This is a genomic window from Mycobacterium sp. NGS40, from assembly GCF_059812735.1.
Genome location: NZ_JCALDG010000012.1, coordinates 100,032 through 121,641, shown reverse-complemented (window position 1 = coordinate 121,641; position 21,610 = coordinate 100,032). Strand labels below are relative to the sequence as shown.

Annotated in this window: 21 protein-coding genes; 15 read left to right on the top strand and 6 right to left on the bottom strand. The window is 66.8% G+C overall.

Translation table 11 applies throughout. The features are described 5' to 3' along the window. Positions 1-29 precede the first annotated feature (29 nt). The gene (locus AC5Y5O_RS19370; RefSeq protein ID WP_500026787.1) at positions 30-938 is read right to left on the bottom strand and encodes an alpha/beta fold hydrolase; all 909 of its coding nucleotides are present in this window, start codon (positions 936-938) and stop codon (positions 30-32) included. 101 nt (positions 939-1,039) lie between these two features. Here AC5Y5O_RS19370 and AC5Y5O_RS19365 point away from each other — a divergent pair, with 101 nt between their 5' ends. After that, complete coding sequence (locus AC5Y5O_RS19365; protein ID WP_500026785.1) at positions 1,040-2,215, top strand: cytochrome P450; 1,176 nt, start codon at positions 1,040-1,042, stop codon at positions 2,213-2,215. Position 2,216: 1 nt separating this feature from the next. On the opposite strand, the gene AC5Y5O_RS19360 is transcribed toward AC5Y5O_RS19365, so the two are convergent. Both AC5Y5O_RS19360 and AC5Y5O_RS19355 read right to left on the bottom strand, forming a co-directional pair. Further along, positions 2,217-4,511, bottom strand: a complete 2,295-nt coding sequence (locus AC5Y5O_RS19360; RefSeq protein WP_500026783.1) for a CaiB/BaiF CoA transferase family protein — start codon at positions 4,509-4,511, stop codon at positions 2,217-2,219. Further along, entirely contained in the window at positions 4,508-5,977 is a 1,470-nt protein-coding gene (locus tag AC5Y5O_RS19355) for an aldehyde dehydrogenase family protein (protein ID WP_500026782.1), read from the bottom strand. The genes AC5Y5O_RS19360 and AC5Y5O_RS19355 overlap by 4 nt, the downstream gene beginning before the upstream one ends. Positions 5,978-6,191: 214 nt before the next feature. On the opposite strand from AC5Y5O_RS19355, the gene AC5Y5O_RS19350 reads away from it, so the two are divergent. The 11 genes from AC5Y5O_RS19350 to AC5Y5O_RS19300 all read left to right on the top strand — a co-directional run bounded on the left by AC5Y5O_RS19350 (position 6,192) and on the right by AC5Y5O_RS19300 (position 14,857). Next, positions 6,192-7,373, top strand: a complete 1,182-nt coding sequence (locus AC5Y5O_RS19350; RefSeq protein WP_096289678.1) for a cytochrome P450 — start codon at positions 6,192-6,194, stop codon at positions 7,371-7,373. Between the two features lie 3 nt (positions 7,374-7,376). After that, positions 7,377-8,606: an acyl-CoA dehydrogenase family protein gene (locus AC5Y5O_RS19345; RefSeq protein WP_096289679.1), complete on the top strand. Its 1,230-nt coding sequence runs from the start codon at positions 7,377-7,379 to the stop codon at positions 8,604-8,606. After that, positions 8,603-9,154, top strand: coding sequence for a MaoC family dehydratase (locus tag AC5Y5O_RS19340; RefSeq protein WP_096289680.1), 552 nt, complete (start codon positions 8,603-8,605; stop codon positions 9,152-9,154). The genes AC5Y5O_RS19345 and AC5Y5O_RS19340 overlap by 4 nt, the downstream gene beginning before the upstream one ends. Then, a complete protein-coding gene (locus AC5Y5O_RS19335; RefSeq protein ID WP_096289681.1) occupies positions 9,151-9,549 on the top strand; it encodes a Zn-ribbon domain-containing OB-fold protein in 399 nt (132 codons plus the stop codon). Before AC5Y5O_RS19340 ends, AC5Y5O_RS19335 begins: the two co-directional genes overlap by 4 nt. Before the next feature lie 10 nt (positions 9,550-9,559). Next, on the top strand, positions 9,560-10,651 hold the full coding sequence (locus AC5Y5O_RS19330) for an acyl-CoA dehydrogenase family protein (protein ID WP_096289682.1): 1,092 nt from the start codon (positions 9,560-9,562) through the stop codon (positions 10,649-10,651). Positions 10,652-10,661: 10 nt separating this feature from the next. Next, positions 10,662-11,117 (top strand): MaoC family dehydratase, encoded by a 456-nt coding sequence (locus AC5Y5O_RS19325; protein WP_096289683.1) that lies wholly within the window; start codon positions 10,662-10,664, stop codon positions 11,115-11,117. Beyond that, positions 11,114-12,289 (top strand): lipid-transfer protein, encoded by a 1,176-nt coding sequence (locus tag AC5Y5O_RS19320; RefSeq protein ID WP_096289684.1) that lies wholly within the window; start codon positions 11,114-11,116, stop codon positions 12,287-12,289. Before AC5Y5O_RS19325 ends, AC5Y5O_RS19320 begins: the two co-directional genes overlap by 4 nt. An 8-nt stretch (positions 12,290-12,297) precedes the next feature. Continuing rightward, entirely contained in the window at positions 12,298-12,906 is a 609-nt protein-coding gene (locus tag AC5Y5O_RS19315; protein WP_096289685.1) for a TetR/AcrR family transcriptional regulator, read from the top strand. 110 nt (positions 12,907-13,016) lie between these two features. Then, positions 13,017-13,964, top strand: a complete 948-nt coding sequence (locus AC5Y5O_RS19310; RefSeq protein ID WP_500026772.1) for a lipase family alpha/beta hydrolase — start codon at positions 13,017-13,019, stop codon at positions 13,962-13,964. 163 nt (positions 13,965-14,127) lie between these two features. Beyond that, positions 14,128-14,601, top strand: a complete 474-nt coding sequence (locus AC5Y5O_RS19305; protein ID WP_096289687.1) for a DUF5709 domain-containing protein — start codon at positions 14,128-14,130, stop codon at positions 14,599-14,601. A gap of 34 nt (positions 14,602-14,635) precedes the next feature. Further along, complete coding sequence (locus tag AC5Y5O_RS19300) at positions 14,636-14,857, top strand: hypothetical protein (RefSeq protein ID WP_500026770.1); 222 nt, start codon at positions 14,636-14,638, stop codon at positions 14,855-14,857. A 13-nt stretch (positions 14,858-14,870) separates the two neighbouring features. On the opposite strand, the gene AC5Y5O_RS19295 is transcribed toward AC5Y5O_RS19300, so the two are convergent. Genes AC5Y5O_RS19295 through pruA form a run of 3 tightly spaced genes read right to left on the bottom strand, consistent with a single transcriptional unit; the run spans position 14,871 to position 18,179 of the window. Further along, positions 14,871-15,548 (bottom strand): DNA-3-methyladenine glycosylase family protein, encoded by a 678-nt coding sequence (locus AC5Y5O_RS19295; protein ID WP_500026768.1) that lies wholly within the window; start codon positions 15,546-15,548, stop codon positions 14,871-14,873. Positions 15,549-15,582: 34 nt separating this feature from the next. After that, a complete protein-coding gene (locus AC5Y5O_RS19290) occupies positions 15,583-16,548 on the bottom strand; it encodes a proline dehydrogenase family protein (protein ID WP_500026764.1) in 966 nt (321 codons plus the stop codon). Next, positions 16,548-18,179, bottom strand: coding sequence for an L-glutamate gamma-semialdehyde dehydrogenase (gene pruA, locus AC5Y5O_RS19285; RefSeq protein WP_500026762.1), 1,632 nt, complete (start codon positions 18,177-18,179; stop codon positions 16,548-16,550). The genes AC5Y5O_RS19290 and pruA overlap by 1 nt, the downstream gene beginning before the upstream one ends. Before the next feature lie 84 nt (positions 18,180-18,263). On the opposite strand from pruA, the gene AC5Y5O_RS19280 reads away from it, so the two are divergent. From AC5Y5O_RS19280 to AC5Y5O_RS19270, 3 genes are all read left to right on the top strand, one after another. Then, positions 18,264-19,874, top strand: a complete 1,611-nt coding sequence (locus tag AC5Y5O_RS19280) for a PucR family transcriptional regulator (RefSeq protein ID WP_096289692.1) — start codon at positions 18,264-18,266, stop codon at positions 19,872-19,874. 107 nt (positions 19,875-19,981) lie between these two features. Beyond that, entirely contained in the window at positions 19,982-20,932 is a 951-nt protein-coding gene (locus tag AC5Y5O_RS19275) for a DUF222 domain-containing protein (RefSeq protein ID WP_500026760.1), read from the top strand. Beyond that, positions 20,932-21,453: an HNH endonuclease signature motif containing protein gene (locus tag AC5Y5O_RS19270; protein ID WP_500026757.1), complete on the top strand. Its 522-nt coding sequence runs from the start codon at positions 20,932-20,934 to the stop codon at positions 21,451-21,453. The genes AC5Y5O_RS19275 and AC5Y5O_RS19270 overlap by 1 nt, the downstream gene beginning before the upstream one ends. Positions 21,454-21,610: the final 157 nt, after the last annotated feature.

Here is a 21,610-nt window from a genome sequence, read left to right as displayed (position 1 = left end):
GGCTACCGACACCTGTCGACTAGGCCCTGTCAGGCCTGCTCGTCCCATATTTTCATCAGTGTGGACAGGATCTCTTCGCCGCGGCCCAGCCCGGCCAGGTGACTTTCGCCCGGCAGTACGAACAATTCGCAGTCGGGCAGCAAGGACACCACGTGCTCGCCGTGGGCAAAGGGCACGATGTGGTCGCTGTCGCCGTGCCACCAGCGGACCGGAACCTTGACCTCGTCCAGCCGGAACCCCCAGTCCCGGACGAACAGGATCACGTCGTTGAACGGGGCCGCGAGTTGTTTGCGGCTGCCGTTGAGCAAATCGTCGAGGAACATGGCGCCGAACTCCGGCCGGGTGAGCAGGCGCCGGTCGGCTTCCGGCGATATCGCGGCATACAGATACAGCGCGGTGTTCGCGAGCGGACGGACGGTCCGGACCATCAGGCTGGCGCCGATCCGCAGCGGGTCACCGCCCAGCCGCAACAGCGGCGCCACCCGCTTGCCCAGTTCCATCAGCCCGCTGCTGATCCCCTCGTCACCGACGAACGGCGCGACGCCCCCCAGCACACCGGTCGCAACGACGCGATCAGGCAGCACCGCGGCACAGGCGAGTGCGTACGGGCCCCCGCCGGACAGGCCGATGACGGCCATCTTGTCGATACCGAGGGTGTCGGCGATCGTGCGCAGGTCATCGGCGAACGCCCGGATGTTCTCGTAGCGGTGCGGCGTCGACGAGCCGATCCCCGGACGATCCAGGCCGATCAACCGGATGCCGTGATCTTCGGCGTAGACGCGGGCCTCGGTCGGAATTTGCCGGCGGGCACCCGGGGTGCCGTGCAGCCAGAACACCGCCCGGCCGTGCGGGTCACCGAATTCGGCGAACCCGATTTGGCGGTCGTCGCCGACGGCGACGTTTCCTTCGAGCTTTGGACGGGCGATCTCGATGACCATGTCAGCAGCTTGGCATGTGACAAGCCGTTTACGAAAGGCTCACGCCGAGGCCGCATCGCCTTCGGTAGGGTGCTGCTCGACCGGGCCAGGAAGGCTTTGCCATGCAGAGTTCGTTTCCGTTGCACTCCCCCGACTTCTACGCGGGCGACCCCTACCCCGGCTACCGAGAGCTACGCGCGACGGCGCCGGTGTGCTGGAACGAGGTCGCCGGGTTCTGGGCGCTGCTGCGCTACGACGACGTCCGCTTCGTCTCGACGAACCCGGCGCTGTTCACCTCCACCCGCGGCATCAACATCCCCACGCCGGGCCTGCCCAATCCCGTGCAGGAAAGCAGCCTCATCTTCACCGACCCGCCGCGCCACCGGCAGCTGCGCAAGCTGATCAACGCCGGATTCACCCGCCGCCAGGGCGCCCTGCTGGAACCGGCGATCCGCGAGATCGTCGGCGGGATGCTGGACGGCATCGAGCCGGACTCGGTCCACGACTTCATCGAGACGATTGCCGCTGCGCTGCCGGCGCGCGTGATCGCCGAACTACTCGGTGTGCCGCGCGACGACCGCGAGCAATTCCAGGCCTGGACGGACGCGGTGATCGCAACCGCCGGCACCAGCCCCGAGCTCGACGGCCTCGAGACCGCCGGCCGGCTCTATCACTGCATCCGCCAGCTGGTCGCGGCCAGCCGCACCGCCGGTGGCGACGACGTGTTGTCGGTGCTGGCCGGTGCGCGGGCCGACGGGGTCGGGCTCAGCGACGATGAACTGCTTGACTTTTCGTTCCTGCTGCTGGCCTCCGGAATAGAGACCACCCGCAGTCTGCTCGCGCTCGGCACGCTGGCGCTGGTCGCACACCCCGACCAGCGCCGGCTACTCGTCGAGGATCCGGCGAAGATCGCGGGCGGTGTCGAGGAGATGTTGCGCTGGACCAGCCCCGTGACGCACATGGCCCGCACGGCGACGACGGAGGTCGAGATTCGCGGTCAGCGGATCGCCGAGGGCGAGTTGGTGGTGATGCTGTATGGCTCGGCCAACCGAGACGAGGACGTATTCGGTTCCACCGCCGAAGAATTCAGGGTGACCCGGAATCCGAACCCGCACATCGCGTTCGGCTCCGGTGAACATGCTTGTGTCGGTGCGCAACTGGCCCGCCTCACGGCGACGGTGTTTTTCGGCGAGCTGCTGGGTCGCTTTCCCGATATGGAGCTGGCCGGCGAGGTGGACCGGATGCCGGCCACGATGTTGCCGTTGGTAACCCGGATGCCGGTGCGGTTCGGCGGTTAGGCTAGGCGCCTTGCACCCGCTCGCCGATCACCCGCTGATCGCGCAGCGTGGCCACCTCGTCGTCGGACAGCCCGAGACCACGCAGGATTTCGTCGTTGTGCTGCCCGAGTGTCGGCGGCGCGCTGCGGTGGTGGTGATCCGGCCCGGGTCTGATGCGAAACGGCCAGCCGGGATAGCGGTGCGGGCCGGTGATCGGATGTTCGAACTCTTCGTAGAAGCCACGCGCGTCGAGCTGGGCGCCGATGAACTCGGGGTCATACATCTGCTCGCCTGTGATCACCTGCTCGGCCGGAATGCCCTGCCTTCCCAGACTTTCGATGATGTCGGCGGGTTGCTGCGTGTGGGTCCAGGCGGTGACCAGCTCGTCGAAGACGTCGTGGTCGATCGTCTCGTCGTCGGATAGCGACATCGCGACCCAGACACCGTCGACGGCGGTCGGATAGACGCCCTGCAGGTAGCCGCGTTGACGGTTGCCTTGCCGGGATGAGACGACGCCGTTCATCGAGTACTCGATCACCGGCTCGGCGGTCACGCACGCGGCGACCTCGATCTGGGCGATTTCGATCAGCTGCCCGACTCCGGTGCGGCTTCGGTGTTCGAGCGCGGCGAGCAGCGCGACTCCCGCGTGCACCCCGACGATCGGGTCGGCCGGGCCCTGCGGATTGCACGGCGGCCCGTCGGGATACCCGGTGATCGCCGACATGCCGGCGGTCTGCTCGAAGTTCAGCGCCCAGCCGACGTAGTCGCGCCACGGCCCGGCCAATCCATAACCGGGCATTCGAATCACGATCACGTCGGGGTTCAGCGCCGTCAGCGCGCCGTAGTCCAGACCGAAGTTCTCCACCACGCGCGGCGAGAAATTCTCCACCACGACATCGGCCGTGGCGGCGAGCCGGCGGGCGATGTCGAGGCCACGCTGCGAGGTCAGGTCGAGCGTCAGGTCGCGCTTGTTGAGGTTGGTCCCCTGCCAGATCGGGCTGCGCTCATACCAGTCGTCGCCCTCGTAAGCGAACGCCCCCGAGTAGCGGTGGCCGTCGGGGCGCTGGATCGATTCGACCTTGACGATGTCGGCGCCGAACGCGCCGAGGTAGCAGGTCAGATACGCCCCGGCCCAAAATGTGGTCAGGTCCAGCACCCGCAATCCGGCGAACGCCACCTCGCCCGCCGCCGGCGTCAGCGATTGGCCCGCGGTAGCCCACGGGGCGGCTGTTGTTCCCGGCCGTGGCGGCGGACCCGGTTGCGGCACAGGAGTTTTCGAGAACCGGAATGGCGGCCCGGGGCGCTGGTGGCCGTCGTATTCGGCGAAGAATCCGCGCGCGGCGTACTGCGGGCAGTCCAGCACGCTGGCGCCGTCGTTGACCGGGGCGGCCGGAATCCGCAGCGCCTGGCCAAGTTCGACGATCTCGGCGACCGTCTGGCCGGCGAGCATCGGCTCGGCCTTGGCGAAGAATTCGTCACGCTCGGGGCCACCCAGCATGATCGCGATCTGCTGCTCGCCGTACTCGGGCAGGCCCAGCATCGCGCACACGTCGAGCCAGTGCTGTCCCGTCAGGCAGTTGATGCCCACCCAGCCGTCGACGGCCCGCACCACGCCCAGCATCGGCGCCGAGCGCATATTCGCCGGCAGCCCAAGTCGTTTCATCCGCTGCGCCATCAACATCGGATAGGGCAGCGTCGACAGCAACGCCTCGACCTCCGACACGTCCACCTCGCGGACTCGGCCGGCAGACCGCATACGCAGCGCGGTCAGCGCGCCCAGTGCCCCGTACGTCCCCGCGACATATTCGGAGATCCGGCCGCCGACCTGCACCGGTGGGCGGTCGGGATCGCGGCTACTGATCCAGCCCGAGGCCGCCTGCATGGTCAGCGGTGTCATCGGACGGTCCCGCATGGGTCCTGACTGGCCGCAGTGAGAAATACGCAGCACCACCAAGTTTGGGTTGAGCCGTTGCAGGGTGTCGATGCCGAGCCCCCAGCCGTCCAGCGTTGCCGGCGCCAAGTTCTCCACCAGCAGATGCGCACCGGCGATCAATTCGCTCGCGGCCGCAACGCCATCCGGCTCGTCGAAGTCAAGAGTGGCACCGCTCTTGCCCGCGTTGAGGTATCCAAACAAGCCGCCCCATGCCGGTTCGGCGTTCCCGGACGCGAACGGGCCCCAGCGGCGCAGTGGATCCCCGGCGGGCGGCTCGATCTTGGTGACCTCGGCGCCGAGGTCTACGAAAAGCTTTGCGGCGTAAGGACCTGCGATCTGGTTGGCGATTTCGACGACGTGGAGCCCGGTGAGGGGTCCCGTCACGCGGGAATCCCGATGGCCATCTGTTCCATGTATTGATGGACGCCGATGAGGCCACCGCCCTCGCGGCCCAGTCCGCTGAGTTTGAAGCCGCCGAACGGCGCACCACCCGGGCTGCAACCGTTGACGGCGACCTGCCCGGTCCGGATGCGACGCGCTACGCGGGTAGCGCGATCCACGTCGGCACCCCACACCGCGCCGGAAAGTCCGTACTGCGAGTTGTTCGCGATCGCGATCGCGTCCTGTTCGTCGCGGTAGCGCAGCACGGTCATCACCGGACCGAACACTTCCTCTTGCGCGATAGTCGAATTCGGCTCGACACCGGTCAGGATCGTCGGCTCGAAGTAGAAGCCGGAGTTCAGGCCGGGCGGACGGCGCCCGCCGGTGACCAGCGTGGCGCCCTCGGCCAGCGCGCCGGCCACGTGCGCCTCGACCCGCTCCCGTTGCGCGGCGCTGATCAGCGGACCCATGTGCACGTCCGGATCGGTGGGGTCGCCGACCTTGACCGCGCCGGCCAAGGCGGCCAGCCGATCGACCACCTCGTCGTGCAGCGAATCGGGAAGCAGCACCCGGCTGTGCAGGATGCAGGCCTGCCCGGCGTGCAGCGCGCAGCCGTCGAACAGCATCTGCCGCAGCATCTCGTCGGTGATCTCGGTGTCCTCGAGGACGATGCTCGCCGATTTGCCGCCGAGCTCGAGCAGGAGTCTCTTCATCGTGTCCCCGGCGGCGGACATGACCTGGCGGCCGATGACCGAGCTGCCGGTGAAGCTGACCATGTCGATCCGCGGATCGGTGGTCAGCAGCCTGGCCGCCTCGACGCCCGACGGTGTGACCACGTTGACGACACCCGGTGGTATGTCGGTGTACTCGTCGATGATCCGCGCGAGCGCAAGGCCGGCCAACGGCGTCAGCGGCGACGGCTTGAGCACGACCGTGTTTCCGGCGGCGAGGGCATGGTTCAGCTTCATCACGTTGAGGCAGTGCGGGAAGTTCCACGGCGTCAGCACCGACACCACGCCCAGCGGCTGGTGGCGCAGCACCGTGGTGCCCGCGCCCATCCCGCTGACCTGCAGGTCGGTCAGCTCAGTGGCGAGCTGGGCGGCGTATATGGACATGAACCCGGCACCGTCGATCTGCATCACGCGCTCGTTGGCGGTGCAGCCCCACTCCACCTGCGACAGACCGAAGAAGTCGTCGGCGTGCTTCATCAGCGCATCACCGAGCTGACGCAGACACCCGGCGCGCTGCTCGGCGCTCATCGTGCCCCACGGGCCGCTGTCGAAGGCACGCCGCGCCGCCGCGATCGCGTCGCCCACCTGTGCGACGCTCGGGTCGGGTGCGGTTGCGATCACCTGCTCACTGGCCGGGGATATGTCGTCGTAGCGACCGTCGGCGGGCTCGACCCAGTTGCCGTCGATATACAGCCCGTAGGTGTCGACAAGCGTTTTCGGAGTTTGAAGCTCGGTCATCTGCATCCTCACCCGACGGTCGGTCATCTAAACACCTGGTGTACACCTATGCACCTGTGACGTCAATCACCAATCTCGTGAATTCCGAGGCATTACAGCGCGTTGCGCATGTATTGACAGCGCCATGCGGGCCGGAGTAGACACAACGTCGCAGGACACATTGCGGCAATCTGTCGGATGGCCCGTCCCGCCGGAGCGCCAGGGAGGCCAGGCCATGCAGACCACCTTTCCACTGCACTCCCCCGACTTCTACGCAGGCGATCCCTACCCGGCGTACCGGGAGCTGCGGGCCGCCGCGCCGGTGTGCTGGAACGACGTCACCAACTTCTGGGCGCTGCTGAAGTACGAGGACATCCGCTTCGTGTCGAGCAATCCGGCGCTGTTCACCTCCACCCACGGCATCACGATTCCCGATCCGCACCTGCCCAACCCGGTGCAGCAGGGCAGCCTGATCTTCACCGACCCGCCGCGCCACCGGCAGATGCGCAAGCTGATCAACGCCGGGTTCACCCGGCGCCGGGTTTCGGTGCTCGAGGGAAAGATCCGCGAGATCGTGACGGGCATCCTCGACGGCATCGAGCCGGGCTCCGTCCACGAATTCGCCGAACAGATCGCCGCTCCGCTGCCCACCCGGATGATCGCCGAACTCATCGGCGCACCTCCCGACGACTGGGAGCAATTTCGGGCGTGGTCGGACGCGGCGACCGGCACGGCCGATCCGGAGATCGAGCTCGACCCGTTGGTGGCGGCCGGGCAACTCTACGAGTACTTTCAGCGGTTGATCGCCGCCCGCCGCGGCCAACCGCGCGACGACTTGCTGTCGGTGCTGGCCGACGCCGAGATCGACGGGGAACGGCTCACCGACGAAGACCTGCTCAACTTCGCGTTCCTGCTGCTGGTCGCCGGCAACGAAACCACCCGCAATCTCATCGCGCTCGGCACCCTGGCGCTGATCGCGCATCCCGACCAGCGCCGGCTGCTGGTCGAGGATCCGACGCTGATCCCAGGTGCCGTCGAGGAGATGCTGCGGTGGAACAGCCCGGTGGTCCACATGGCCCGCACCGCGACGGCCGATGTGGAGATTCGCGGTCAGCAGATCCGCGCCGGCCAGGTGGTGGTGATGCTGTATGGTTCGGCAAACCGGGACGAGGACGTATTCGGTTCGGACTCAGAGGAATTCAAAGTAACCCGGCATCCGAACCCGCACATCGCGTTCGGTTGCGGTGAACATTCCTGTATCGGTGCGCAATTGGCGCGCCTGGAGGCCACGGTGATGTTCGAAGAACTGTTGCGGCGCTTCCCCGCGATCGAGCTGGTGGGCGACGTGGACCGGATGCGCGCCACGATGGTGCCCGGGGTGAAACGTATGCCGGTGCGACTCGGGGCCGGTGACTGAACGATGCAACTCGAGTACACCGCCGAGCAGGAGCAGTTGCGCGCCGAGATCCGCAGTACGCTGCAACAGGTGATGACACCAGAGCGCGCCGACGCGATCAAGGACCGCGTCGAGGGCGGCCCCGAGGTACGCGAGTGCGTGCGCGCCCTGGCCGAGGCGAACCTGCTCGGCGTGGGGTGGCCCAAAGAGTATGGCGGACGCGGCTTCTCGGCGATCGAGCAATTCATCTTCGCCGAGGAGGCGCGGCGGGTCGATGCTCCGATCCCGCTGGTTACGCTCAACACGGTCGGGCCGACCCTGATGCAGTGCGGCACCGAGGAACAAAAGCAGAAGTTCCTGCCCTCGATCCTGGACGGCAGCGTCGAGTTCGCGATCGGCTATTCCGAGCCGGGAGCCGGCAGCGACCTGGCGTCGGTCCGCACCACCGCGGTCAGGGACGGCTCAGGGCCAGACGCAGAGTACGTGATCAACGGACAGAAGATGTTCACCAGCGGCGCCGCCTACGCCGACTACATCTGGCTGGCCGCCCGCACTGACCCGAATGCCAAGAAACACAAAGGGATTTCGATCCTGATCGTGCCCACGTCATCGCCCGGCTTCTCCTGGCAGCCGCTGCATACCATGCCGGGCGTCTCCACCTTCTACACGTTCTACGACAACGTGCGGGTCCCTGCCAGCGCTCTGGTCGGCTGCGAGAACCAGGGCTGGCAACTGATCACCACGCAGCTGAACTTTGAACGCGCGGCCCTGGGTAACCTCGGCGCGCTGGAGCCGTTGTTCGATAAGACGCTGGACTGGGCCCGCACCACCGCGATCGACGACGGGTACGTGATCGACCAACCGTGGGTCCGGCTGACACTGGCCCGGGTCGAAGCGCAGGTTGCCGCGTACAAACTGGTGAACATGCGGGTCAACGCGGCCATGACGAAGGGCGTGCTGAACATGGGCGAGGCGTCGGCCGCCAAGGTGTTCGGCACCGAACTCACCCAGCAGGTCGCCCGCCAACTGCTGGAGGTGCTCGACCGCAACGGATTACGCAAGGGCAACGACGCGCCACTGCGCGGGGCGCTGGAGTCGGCGTACCGGTTCGCGGTGATCAACACGTTCGGCGGCGGCGCCAACGAAATTCAACGTGACATCATCGCCATGGCGGGGTTGGGCATGCCACGAGCACCGCGTGACCTACGGGGCCCCCAAAACAGTCAGGAACAGTCAGGAGGATCCAGCACGTGACCAACCAAGATCCCGAGTTCCTCGCCAAGTTGCGGGGGCTCGTCAACAAGCCCACCGGAGGCAGCGGAACGCCCACCCTTGCACCGGATCCGGTGAATCAACCGATGATCCGGCATTGGGCGTACGCACTGGACGACATGAACCCGGTGTACCTCGATCCGGAGTTCGCGGCGGCATCGCGGTTCGGCGGCATCGTGTCGCCACCGGTCATGTTGCAGACCTGGACGATGCCGTCGCCCAAGCTGGAGGGCATCGGCGAGCGCGGCGGGGCACCGATGGAGATCAAGGACAACCCCACCGCTTTCCTCGACGAGGCCGGATACAGCAGCACGGTCGCGACCAACTCGGAATTCGAGATCGAACGCTATCCCCGGCTGGGCGACGTGATCAGCGCGACGTCGGTGTTCGAGGAAGTATCCGACGAGAAGAAGACCGCGAAGGGATCCGGCTTCTTCCTGACCTGGGTAATCACCTACTCCGATCAGAACGGCGAAGTCCTGGGCCGGCAACGGTTCCGGGTCCTGCGTTTCAAGCCGGAGAACTCATGAGCACCCGGCTGGCACCCGCGATCAGTCCGGACACCGAGTTCTTCTGGAACGGGCTGCGTGATCGCAAGCTGCTGATCCAGCGCTGCAAGAGATGTGCAACGCTGCGCAATCCGGCACGCCCCATGTGCCCCCACTGCCGCTCGCTGGAGTGGGAGGCCATCGAATCGTCGGGCCGCGGCACCGTCTACAGCTACGTGATGCCGCACGAACCCAAGTTTCCGTTCTTCGAGTACCCCTACATCGTGGTGCTGGTGGAGCTCGCCGAAGGCGTGCGGCTGGTGTCGAATCTCTGTGACATCGATCCGGCGGACGTCACCGTCGGAATGCCGGTCGAGGTCTTCTTCCAGTCCTTCGACAACGATCTGGTGCTGCATCAGTTCCGGCCGAGCAGGTAGGTAACGCCTGATGGACTTCGCCTTCACCGAGGAGCAAGAGACCGTCAGCAAGGTGGCCCGCGACCTGTTCGGGCGCCGTGCCACCCCGGAGCGACTGACCCAGCTGGAAGCCGGCGAGACCCGCTTCGACGCCTCGCTCTGGAAGGAGCTCGCGGCCGTCGACCTGCTGGGCACCGCGTTGCCGGAGTCGTTGGGCGGCTCCGGCGGCGGCTTCCTGGAACTCGGCGTGCTGCTGGCGGAGGTCGGCTGGAGCGTGGCCCCGGTGCCGGCCTACGCGACCCTGGTGCTGGGCGCGGACCCGATCGCCCGCCACGGCAGTCGCGAGCAGCAGCAGCGGTTTCTGCCCGGCGTCATCTCCGGAACTCGCATCCTGACCGCCGGGCTGGCCGAACCCGGTCGTTCCGACCCGCTCAGGCCGGTCACCAAAGCCGTTCGCGACGGCCAGAACTGGCGCCTGGACGGCGCCAAGGAACTGGTGCCGGCCGCCCAGCTTGCCGACACCGTGCTGGTGCCCGCCACCATCGGCGACGGGCAGGTGAGCCTGTTCCTGCTGCCCAGCGACGCCCCAGGTGTCGAGATCCGACCGGTAGCGACCACCAGCCGCGAACCGCATGCAGACGTATTCCTCTGTGGTGCAACTGTTTCCGAAGCCGACCGGCTGGACAGCCCGATCGAATCGCTGCACACCCGAGCGCTGATCGGGCTGTGTGCGATCCAGCTCGGCGTCACCGAACGGGCGCTGCGGATCGCCGCGGAATACACCAGCGGGCGTGAACAATTCGGCCGGCCGATCGGCAGCTTCCAGGCCGTGCAACAGCGGCTGGCCGACGCTTTCATCGACGTCGAAGCGATCCGCTGGACCACCTGGCATGCCGCCTGGCTGATCGCGAACGGACGCCCGGCGGATCGGGCGGCACGCATCGCGAAGTTCTGGGCCGCCGACGCCGGTGCACGGGTTGTCGCCACCGCCCAGCACGTGCACGGCGGCATCGGAATCGACATCACCTATCCCCTGCACCGCTATTTCCTCTGGGCCAAGCACAACGAGCTGACCCAAGGCTGCGCCACCGCGCAGCTGGCCGGTATCGGCAGCACCTACTGAGAAGGAAACGATGACGACGACCGCACACCGCACCACCACCTTGAAGTGGGCCGACATCAATGTCGGGGACGAGGTCAGCCCACTCGAAATCCCGATCACCACAACGATGATCGTGGCCGGCGCGATCGCCTCGCGTGACTTCATGCCGGTGCACCACGACGTGGAATACGCGAAGAAGCAGGGCTCGCCCAACCTGTTCATGAACATCCTCACCACCAACGGATATTGCGTGCGCTTCCTGACGGATTGGGCCGGCCCCGAAGCGATGGTCAAGAATCTGTCGATTCGCTTGGGCGTGCCGTGTTTTCCCGACGATCCGCTGCGCTTCACCGGCAGCGTGACCGCCAAGACCGAAGGGACGGGCGGTGAGAACTTCGTCGAGGTCACCTTCGCCGGCGCCAACAGCCTTGGCGACCATGTCTCGGGGACGGCGATCCTCAGCCTGCTGGACGGAGCCGACGCATGAGCGCCAGTCCTTTATTGCCCGGCGCTGCTGCGATCGCCGGAATCGGCCAGACCGAATTCTCTAAGGAATCCGGGCGCAGTGAACTGCAATTGGCGTGTGAGGCGGTCAGCGCCGCGCTCGACGATGCGGGCCTGGCGCCCAGTGACGTCGACGGCATGGTCACCTTCACGATGGACTCCAGCGACGAGATCGACATCGCCCGCAACGTGGGCATCGGCGATCTCAGCTTCTTCTCCCGCGTGCACCACGGCGGCGGTGCCGCGGCCGGCACCGTCGTGCATGCGGCGATGGCCGTCGCGACCGGGGTCGCTGACGTGGTGGTGTGCTGGCGCGCCTTCAACGAACGTTCCGGGTTCCGGTTCGGCGGCAGCGGGCGCAACATGACCGAGACCCCACTGTTCATGGCGCACTACGCGCCGTTCGGATTGCTCACTCCCGCAGCGTGGGTCGCGATGCACGCCCAGCGCTACATGTCGACCTACGGCGTCACCAACGAAGACTTCGGCCGCATCGCGGTCGTCGACCGCAAACACGCCGCCACCAACCCCGACGCGTGGTTCTACCAGCGCCCGATCACGTTGGAAGACCACCAGAAGTCGCGCTGGATCGTCGAACCCGTGCTGCGGCTGCTAGATTGCTGTCAGGAAAGCGACGGCGGTGTCGCGCTGGTGGTGACCAGCGCGCAGCGTGCCCGCGACCTGAAGCAACCGCCGGCGATCATCACGGCCGCCGCGCAGGGCGCGGCCGCCAACGGCGAGATGATGACCAGTTACTACCGCGACGACATCACCGGTCTCCCGGAGATGGGCGTGGTCGCAGACCGGCTGTGGCGTGACTCGGGCCTCAAGCCCCAGGACATCCAAACCGCCTTCATCTACGACCATTTCACACCGTTCGTGTTCACCCAGCTCGAGGAACTCGGCTTCTGCGGGCGCGGCGAAGCCAAAGACTTCGCCACCGTGGAGCGGCTGTCGCTGGGCGGAGAATTCCCGATCAATACCAACGGCGGTTTGCTCGGCGAGGCCTACATCCACGGGATGAACGGCATCACCGAGGGTGTGCGGCAGGTCCGCGGAACGTCGTACAACCAGGTCGACGACGTCGAACACGTGTTGGTCACCTCGGGTACCGGTGTGCCGACCAGTGGCTTGATTCTCGCGCCGGCGGGCTGAGGGGACTCGTGACTCAGATTTCTGCAGACCGCCAGGCGACCGATACGCGCGAGGTCATCGTCGAATCCGCGTTCGCCTGCTTCGGTAGGCAGGGTCTGCAGAAGGCCACGATCGTCGATATCGCCAAGCAGGCCGGGATATCGCGCAGCACCATCTACGAATACTTTTCCGACAAGGCGTCCATCGTGGAGGCGTGCGCCGAGCACGCGTCGCAGCAGTTCTACCGCGAGATGAGCAAGGCGATGGAACGCGGCAGCTCGCTCGAGGACAAGCTATGTGCGGCAGCGGTGTTCGTGACGCAGGCGCGACGGGTCATGGCCTCCGAGGAGTACTTCGACGAGGACGCGATCAGCCTGCTGCTGACCAAGGACGCGGCCGTGCTGCTGCGCGAGTGCGTGGACTTCCTCTCGCCCTATCTGTCCGCGGCCAAGCTGACCGGCGAGGTCCGTAAGGACCTCGACATCGAAGCAGCGGGCGAATGGTTCGCGCGAATCCTGTTCTCGTTGTTCAGCACACCGTCGCCGATCCGGGATATGGACGACCCCGACGTCGTCACCGAATTCGTCTGCGCGCATGTGGTGCGCGGGTTCGCCAGCGAGCGCCCGCGGAGGCGGTGACTGACATGAACACATCGTCTGCCCTGCGAAAAATCAGAGCAATCATCGCAGTCCTGCTTGCGATTTCGCCCCTATTGTCGGGTTGCAACAGCCCCCAGGATCCACACGCGGTGGTGGTCGTATCGGGTGGCGACGCGACGAGCCCATTCACCACGCCGGACCAAGCCTGCGCGACGGGGCTTGCGGCGGGCAACACCGACACCGCGATCCGGGAATATCTGCTCACCCAGCATTACCGGGCTTTCACCTCACCAGCGATGGCCGGCCGCGGGCAAGTAGTGGATCAGAGCGGCTTCGGCGCTTTCGGGCAGTGCCCGATCACCTTGCCGGAGAACATGACCGTCAACTCCACCGGCAGCATCGACACGGCAGGTGAGCATCTGGCCCGCTTCCTGAATTATCTGCACAGCGACAGGGGCATCAACGTCGTCGATCTGGTCGGCCATTCGATGGGCGGCTTGTACTCGCGCGCGGCAATCCGCGTGCTGGCCACCACGAACTCCCCGGTGCGCGTGCGTTCGCTGACCACGATCGGGACGCCCTGGCAAGGCTCCTACCTTTCGGATTACGCAAATGACTTCGTCCCGCTCACCGACTGTGCCGGCGATCAGTTCTGCGAGAACGCGATGAAGGGCTTCAAGGATGAAGTGCTGCGCCTGATGTCGGGCTCCGGGCGCGAGGTCAACCAGCCCTACCTGATGGGCAAGGACGGATGGAATCAATTCCAGTCCGGGGTGTTGGACAAAGTCCCGGTGGTGCTGATCGGCGGCACGAGGTTCGCCAGGCCGGGTCCGGTGAACGCGATGGTGTGGCCGAATGACGGCATCGTCGCGCTGCGCAGCGCGCTGGCAGGCGATGTCGGGGACCAGGTGCTGCCACACCGGCGCTGCTATACCTTCGACGACACGCACAGCATTTACGTGTCCAATGCCGCGGGCCTGGACTGGAATACGGCGCTCACCTGGGACCCGCAGGTCTTCGAGGTGTTGCACACCGCCCTGCAGAATGCACCAACGTCATTCGACGGACCCAACCGCGACGGCTGTCCCAACCCTTAGGAACCCGCCCTCGTCGTTGATGCAGAACAGGCTCAACACATGACTTTCGGCCCTCGCGACAGCGGCCCTCGTCGTACACACTGCACTTCATGACCACGGGCTGACCCCTGGATGGCGTAAGCCTGCCACGGGCACTGTTACCACGATTCAGGAGCACACGATCATGAGCACTCACTACGAGGCACGCCCTGCCGCAGGCGAATACAGCGCCGAAGACAACGACCAACTTCAACCAGAAGACAGTCTGATCGACCGCGGTGTGGACGACGTTCTCGACGAGGGCTATTCGCCGCCCGAGCAGCCCTACGGGCCCGGTGCATTTGGCCCGTCTGAAACCCTGGACCAGATGCTCGGCGAGGAAGAACCGGATCCGGCGTCGCGACTCAACGTGGTGCTCGATGAGGCCGAGCGACAACGCTCCGACGAATCGGAGCGCGAAGCCGAATTTGCCCGGCGGCGCGAGGTCGGTCGAGTCCGAGCGGGCCGGCTTTTGGCACCGGACCAGGGATTTGGCGAAGACGCCGAGGCAGAGTTGGTCGCCGAGGACGTCGGTATCTGTGGCGGCGCCGCCTCTGCCGAAGAAGCCGCGGTTCACATCATCGACGACGAGATCGATGGCATCGAAGACGAGGATTAGCGAACTCGCCAGGTTGCGAAGGACTGCTTGCACCATGAAAATGTGGGTCCAACTCGAGGGCCACGACGAAGACGACGAGTACCCGGACGACGCCACCTACGAAGTACTCACCGGCGGCGTGTTAAAGGTTAACAGCGGCAACGATATTCACCTTTACGGTCCAGCCTACTGGCAAGAGGTCACGATCGATACCCGCCCCGCCGCTGCGCAGGACGAGCAGGCCGGACGACTCGACGACGAACTCAAATGGCAATGAGGCGCGTGCGGAGTCAAATCTCGGTATCGGCGGTGGTACCGGTCGACGGTGCGGCAGGGCCGAAGGCGTCTTGGAATAGGTAGGCGCTGGCAAGGCTGCGATACGGCCGCCACGGCTCTGCGAGGCGGACCACTTCGTCCTGGCTGGGTAGGTGGTCGAGCCCATAGGACCGCTGAATGGCCTTGCGCAGGGCCAGGTCTCCGGGCAGCACCACGTCGGGGCGCGCGAACGCGATGATCAGAAAGCCGTGCACAGTCCAGGGCCCGATACCGGGGATGGCGGTCAGGCGCGTCTCGATCTCGTCATCGGACAGTCGGCGCAGCTCGCTGGCGCTGAGAGTGCCGTCGGCGAACTGGGCGGCGACGGTTCGCAGCGTGCCGATCTTGCGGCGCGACAGCCCGGTCCGGCGGAGCTGGTCGGGATCGATGGCCAGCAGCTCGGCGGGGGTGGGGAGGTGTCCGTTGAACCGGTCCTGGAGGCGGTCGAGGATACGGCGGGTGGCTGCGACGGATAGTTGTTGGCCGATGATCTGGAAGATCAACGTCGCGAACGCGTCCAGAGGCGGGAGGTCCGCCAGCCACGCGCGGGGGTCGAAGTCGGGGTGCTTGTCGATGATGTTCGCCAGCACGGGATCGGCATGGCGCAGATGGGTGCGGGCGGGGTCGGGCCGCTCGTCGACGACCGGGCTCATGGCCGTGACGCTACGCCTGCGCGACTGCGTGAGCTCAGTGCCCGCGCTGCGCCAGCGCCCGCAGGAAGAACGTCAGGTTGGCGGGCCGTTCGGCGAGCCGGCGCATGAAGTAGCCGTACCACTGGGTGCCGAAGGGCACGTAGACGCGAACGTGATGACCGGCGTCGGCCAGTCGGCGCTGTTCGTCGTCGCGGATTCCGTACAGCATCTGGTATTCGAATTCGTCGGTGCCACGGCCCGATTCGCGCAGCAGCGCCGGCACCGCCGCGATGATGGCGGGGTCGTGGGAGGCCACCATCGGATATCCCGAGCCGGCCATCAGCACCCGCAAGCAGGCCAGATAGGAGTCGGTGACCTCGTCGCGGCCCCGGTAGGCCACCGCCGCCGGCTCGTCGTAGGCGCCCTTGCACAGCCGGATCCGGGCCCCGGAAGCGGCGAACTCCCGGCAGTCGCTCAGCGTACGCTTCAGATACGTCTGCAAAACCGTGCCCAGCCAAGGAAATTCGTTTCGCAGCTCCCGCACGATGGACAGCGTCGAATCGGTCGTGGTGTGGTTCTCGGCGTCCACCGTCACCCATACCCCGGCCCGCCGCGCGGCGTCGCAGATCGACCAGGCGTTGTCCCGGGCGATCCTTTCTCCGTCACGCTGCAGCGACTGCCCCAGCGCCGATAGCTTGACCGAGACCTCCTGCGGCCGGATTCGCGCACCCGAAGAATCCAGGCGGCCCAACCGTTCGATCAGGTCGAGGTAGACCCGGACGGCCGCATCGGCGCCGTCGGCGTTCACGACGTCCTCGCCCAGATAGTCGACGCTGACCAGGCGGCTCGAAGAGCGCAGCGCAACAACGCTATTCACTGCGGAATCGATCGTCTCGCCGGGTACGAAGCGGTGCACCACCTTACGGGTGACCGGCAGCCCTTCCGCGGCGCGGCGCAGACCCGGACGCCGGCTGGCGGCCATGATGGCCGGCCGTAGCGTGCTGGCGAACACGCCGGCCATCAGTCGGACCCCATGTGCGGGTACGTGTATTGCGTGGCCGGGACGAATGTCTCCTTGATGGTGCGCGCCGACGTCCAGCGCAGCAGGTTCAGCACCGAGCCGGCCTTGTCGTTGGTCCCCGAGCCACGCGACCCGCCGAACGGCTGGCGTCCGACGACGGCCCCGGTCGGCTTGTCGTTGACGTAGAAGTTGCCGGCCGCGAAACGCAGCCGCTCCTGCGCGGCGAGCACGGCCCGACGGTCGTCGGCGATCACCGCACCGGTCAGCGCGTAGCGCGACCCCGTGTCGATCACGTCGAGGATGCGTTCGTAGGAATCGTCGGGGTAGACGTGAACGGAAAGCAGCGGGCCGAAGTACTCCGTCGAAAACGCCTCGTCGGTCGGGTCGTCGGACAACAGCACGGTCGGGCGCACGAAATAGCCGACGCTGTCGTCGTATTCACCACCGACCGCGATCGTGACACCGGCCGCGCCCTTGGCCCGCTCGATGGCGTTGACGTTCTTGGCAAAGGCTCGCCGGTCGATCAGGGCGCCACCGTAGTTGGTCAAGTCGGTGATGTCGCCGTAACTCAGGCCGGCCGTCGCGCCCAGGAAGTCGTCGCCCATACGTTGCCATACCGAGTGCGGGATGAATGCCCGCGACGCCGCCGAGCACTTCTGGCCCTGGTAGTCGAACGCCCCTCGAATCAGCGCCGTGCACAACACTTCTGGGCGCGCCGAGGTATGCGCGACCACGAAGTCCTTACCGCCGGTCTCGCCGACCAGTCTCGGATAGCTTTGGTAGCGGCCGATATTGGTGCCAACCTGCTGCCACAGCTGCTGAAACGTGGCGGTCGACCCGGTGAAGTGGATTCCGGCCAGCCGCGGATCGGCCAGTGCCACATCGGAAACCGCGAAGCCGTCGCCGGTGACCAGGTTGATCACGCCGGGCGGTAAGCCGGCGGCCTCGAGCAGCTGCATGGTCAGATACGCCGACAGCGTCTGGGTGATCGACGGCTTCCACACCACGGTGTTGCCCATCAGTGCGGGCGCGGTCGGCAGGTTGCCCGCGATCGAGGTGAAGTTGAACGGCGTGATCGCGTAGACGAAGCCGTCCAGCGGCCGGTACTCGCTGCGGTTCCATTCCCCCGGCCCGCTGACCGGCTGTTGCGCCAGGATCTGACGGGCGAAAGCCACGTTGAACCGCCAGAAGTCGATCTGCTCGCACGGCGAATCGATCTCGGCCTGATACGCGGACTTGGACTGGCCGAGCATCGTCGCGGCGGCGATCTTCTCCCGCCACGGGCCCGCGAGCAGGTCGGCGGCACGCAGGAACACCGCGGCGCGCTCATCGAACGGCAGGGCCGCCCAGTCATGCTTGGCGGCCATCGCGGCCTCGATGGCCGCCGTCGCGTCGGCATGCCCGGCGTTGGTCAGGGTGCCCAGCGTGGCGTCGTGCCGGTGCGGCGCGACGACGTCGATGCGGGCACCGTCGCCCATTTTGCGTAAGCCGCCGATGACGTGCGGGAGCTCGATCGGCTGATCGGCCAGCGCGGCCAGTTCGGCATGCAGGCGGGCGCGTTCGGGCGAGTGGGGGGCGTAGTCGTGGACCGGCTCGTTGACCGGCGTCGGCACCTGCGTGATCGCATCCATGGTGCCCAGGATCCTCGGCGCAAGCCGTCATCCCGTTAGCTGATCAGACAAGATATCCGATCACTCGTAGTAAAATCCGACAATATGCGGATGCCGGGGGTCGGACTGGGTCAGCTGCTGCTGGCGCTGGATGCGACGCTGGTCAGCCTGGCCGAGGCGCCGCGTGGCCTGGACCTGCCGGTGCGATCGGCGGCGCTGATCGACTCCGACGACGTCCGGCTGGGCCTGGCGGCGGCAGCGAGCTCCGCCGATGTGTTCTTCCTGCTGGGTGTCGCCCTGAAGGAAGAGGACGAGGCGCTGCGCTGGATCGACAAGCAGGCACGCGAGCGCGTCCCGGTGGCGATTTTCGCCAAAGAGCCGTCGGCCGCACTGGTGACCAGGGCGGTAGCGGTCGGGTCGGCGGTCGTGGCCGTCGAGCCGCAGGCCCGCTGGGAGCGGCTGTACCAATTGGTCAACTACGTGCTGGACCACCACGGCGATCGCACCGATCCGACGGAAGACTCCGGCACCGATCTGTTCGGCTTGGCGCAGTCGCTCGCCGATCGCATCCACGGCATGGTCAGCATCGAAGACGCGCAGTCGCACGTGCTCGCCTACTCGGCCTCCAATGACGAGGCCGACGAACTGCGCCGGCTGTCCATCCTGGGCCGGGCCGGACCGCCCGAGCACCTGAAGTGGATCGGCCAGTGGGGAATCTTCGATGCGCTGCGGGCCAACGCCGAGGTGGTCCGCGTCGACGAGCGCCCGGAGTTGGGTCTGCGTCCACGGTTGGCGATCGGGATCTACCAGCCGCCGGCCGGGCCGCGGCGTCCGCCGGTGTTCGCCGGCACCATCTGGGTGCAACAGGGGTCAGCGCCACTGGCCGACGACGCCGAGGAGATCCTGCGTGGCGCGGCAGTGTTGGCCGCTCGCATCATGTTTCGGCTCGCGGCCCGGCCGTCAACGCATGCGCGACGGGTCCAGCAGTTGCTCGGCCTGACCGACGCCGATCCGGCCGACGTGGCGGCGATCGCCGGTGAGCTGGGCCTGGCCGCCGACGATACCGCGGCGCTGATCGGTTGGGACGCAACCGACACCGGATCCCGCCACGCACGACTGGCTGACGTTTTAGCGTTGAGCGCCAGCGCTTTTCGGCGTGACGCTCAAATCGCCTCGCGAGGATCGCGAATGTATGTACTGCTGCCCGGGACGTCGACAGCCCGGTCGGTGACGTCGTGGGTGCGCGGCACGATCAGCGCCTTGCGTGCCGAACTCGGTGTCGAGCTGCGGGCCGCCATCGCCGCGCCGGTCGCCGGCCTGGCCGGGGTCGCCGCCGCCCGCAGCGAGGTCGATCGAGTACTCGATAGCGCCGAGCGACACCCGGTTTCGATTGGGCCGGTGACGACGCTGGCCGAGGCGCGCACCACCGTCCTGCTCGACGAGATCATCACGACGATCGGAACCGACGAGCGGTTGGTCGATCCGCGGATACGCGATCTGCGGGCGCGCGATCCTGTGCTGGCCGAGACGCTGCGGGCCTACCTGGACAGCTTCGGCGACATCGCCACGGCCGCATATTGGTTGCAGGTGCATCCGAACACGGTGCGCTATCGGGTACGCCGGATCGAAAAGCTGCTGGCGACGTCGCTGGGTGATCCCGAAGTGCGGCTGGTCTTTTCGCTGGGGCTGCGGGTGCTGGAGCGCGCGAGCGCCTAGCGGAGCGTGCCTAGCGGCTGGCGGCGTTATCCACAGTCCGCCGTCTATCCACAGGGGGTGACCCTGCCAAAAAGTTTGAGTCAGTGGAGTTCGCTATATTCGAAACTATGTTCGATAGTGATCGCGCGGTGGTGGCCAGCATCACCGAATGCGCCCGCGCCGAAGCGGCGGCCGCGGCGCGCAAACTGCAGGCTGTCGCCGAATTGGTGCGCCTGCGTGCCGATGGTCCCGTGGATCGGGGCAGCTGGTCGTGTGACAACTGGGATGCGATCGCCGCGGAAGTTGCTGCTGCGCAGGGAATTAGCCATGGAACGGCATCCGGGCAGATGTATCTCGCAGTGGCGTTGCGAGACCGACTGCCCCGGGTGGCGGCCCTGTTCGCCGAAGGCGTCCTCAGCGCACGGTTGGCCACGGCGTTGGTTTGGCGTACCGACTTGATCACCGACCCGCGAACTCTGCAGATTGTCGACGCGGCACTCGCCGGTGCGGCCGCGCGGTTCGGGCCACTCTCGGCCGCCAAGAGCAGCCAGGCTATCGACACGATCGTCGACCGCCACGATCCCGCGGCGGTGCGCCGCACCCGGGCCGCCGCCCGCGGGCGTGATGTGGTGATCAGCCCCGCGGACGGTAACTCCGGCACCGCGGCGCTATGGGGCTCCTTGTTCGCGACCGACGCAGCCGTGCTGGACCGGAGGTTGACTCAGATGGCACACCAGGTGTGCGACCGCGACCCCCGCACGCTCGCGCAACGTCGCGCTGATGCGCTGGGCGCGCTGGCCGCCGGTTCCGATCTACTGGCGTGCGCGTGCGGAGCACCCGAATGTCCAGCCGCCCTCGACACCGACCCACGCGCCCGCGCGGTGATGATTCATGTCATCGCCGAGGAAGCCGCCCTCGGCGCCCGGCCGGATCCGTGCATCTCGGGCGAACTCCCAAGCCGCCCGCTTACTGCGGATACACCGCTACACGTCGCGCTGGCCCGGACCCCGAACCGCCCGCGCCGGAGTGGACACCCGCCGCCCATATCCGCGGCGGCGGTATGGTCCCGGCGCCGCTGATGGCGGAACTCATCCGCAATGGCGCCAAGGTGCGGCCCGTGGTCCACCCCGCCGGGGCCTGTCCCGAGGCGGGCTACCACCCATCGGCGGGTTTGGACCGTTTCATCCGGTGCCGGGATTTGACCTGCCGCTTCCCCGGCTGCGATCGTCCCGCGGAATACTGCGATCTGGACCATACGGTCCCCTACCCGCTAGGGCCGACGCATGCGTCGAACCTCAAGTGCCTATGCCGAAAACACCACCTGCTGAAGACTTTCTGGACCAGCTGGCATGACGAGCAACGGCCCGATGGCACGGTCGTGTGGACGACTCCGAACGGGCAGACGTACGTCACTCGTCCGGGCAGTAGCCTGCTGTTTCCCGCACTGTGCCTGCCCACCGGCGAATTGCCCACTGCTCCAAGGAGTGACCATCCGCCGGGCGGTCGTGGTGTCCTCATGCCGAGGCGTCACCGAACCCGAGAACAAGACCGCGCGTATCGCATCAAGGCCGAACGCTCGCTGAATGTCGCGCTCGGATAACGCGTCAAATGCCAAGTGCGCCCGCATCTTTCGCGGCGGCGCAGCGTGCGCGCCGACAACGGGGCTTGACCTGGGCTTTCCGAAATGCAAAGGTCCAACCAGCGATAGCGAATAGCCGAGCACGGGAGGTTAGATGCGCGGTTCGAGTGCTCGATGC

Bases quoted from the DNA above. Each gene is read 5' to 3' on its own strand.
- AC5Y5O_RS19370 (WP_500026787.1), bottom strand. From the start codon at position 938: ATGGTCATCGAGATCGCCCGTCCAAAGCTCGAAGGAAACGTCGCCGTC.
- AC5Y5O_RS19300 (WP_500026770.1), top strand. From the start codon at position 14,636: ATGAAAATGTGGGTCCAACTCGAGGGCCACGACGAAGACGACGAGTAC.
- AC5Y5O_RS19305 (WP_096289687.1), top strand. From the start codon at position 14,128: ATGAGCACTCACTACGAGGCACGCCCTGCCGCAGGCGAATACAGCGCC.
- AC5Y5O_RS19270 (WP_500026757.1), top strand. From the start codon at position 20,932: ATGGCGGAACTCATCCGCAATGGCGCCAAGGTGCGGCCCGTGGTCCAC.
- AC5Y5O_RS19325 (WP_096289683.1), top strand. From the start codon at position 10,662: ATGACGACGACCGCACACCGCACCACCACCTTGAAGTGGGCCGACATC.
- AC5Y5O_RS19295 (WP_500026768.1), bottom strand. From the start codon at position 15,548: ATGAGCCCGGTCGTCGACGAGCGGCCCGACCCCGCCCGCACCCATCTG.
- AC5Y5O_RS19290 (WP_500026764.1), bottom strand. From the start codon at position 16,548: ATGGCCGGCGTGTTCGCCAGCACGCTACGGCCGGCCATCATGGCCGCC.
- AC5Y5O_RS19330 (WP_096289682.1), top strand. From the start codon at position 9,560: ATGGACTTCGCCTTCACCGAGGAGCAAGAGACCGTCAGCAAGGTGGCC.
- AC5Y5O_RS19350 (WP_096289678.1), top strand. From the start codon at position 6,192: ATGCAGACCACCTTTCCACTGCACTCCCCCGACTTCTACGCAGGCGAT.
- AC5Y5O_RS19355 (WP_500026782.1), bottom strand. From the start codon at position 5,977: ATGACCGAGCTTCAAACTCCGAAAACGCTTGTCGACACCTACGGGCTG.
- AC5Y5O_RS19335 (WP_096289681.1), top strand. From the start codon at position 9,151: ATGAGCACCCGGCTGGCACCCGCGATCAGTCCGGACACCGAGTTCTTC.
- AC5Y5O_RS19275 (WP_500026760.1), top strand. From the start codon at position 19,982: ATGTTCGATAGTGATCGCGCGGTGGTGGCCAGCATCACCGAATGCGCC.
- AC5Y5O_RS19320 (WP_096289684.1), top strand. From the start codon at position 11,114: ATGAGCGCCAGTCCTTTATTGCCCGGCGCTGCTGCGATCGCCGGAATC.
- AC5Y5O_RS19365 (WP_500026785.1), top strand. From the start codon at position 1,040: ATGCAGAGTTCGTTTCCGTTGCACTCCCCCGACTTCTACGCGGGCGAC.
- AC5Y5O_RS19280 (WP_096289692.1), top strand. From the start codon at position 18,264: ATGCGGATGCCGGGGGTCGGACTGGGTCAGCTGCTGCTGGCGCTGGAT.
- AC5Y5O_RS19345 (WP_096289679.1), top strand. From the start codon at position 7,377: ATGCAACTCGAGTACACCGCCGAGCAGGAGCAGTTGCGCGCCGAGATC.
- pruA (WP_500026762.1), bottom strand. From the start codon at position 18,179: ATGGATGCGATCACGCAGGTGCCGACGCCGGTCAACGAGCCGGTCCAC.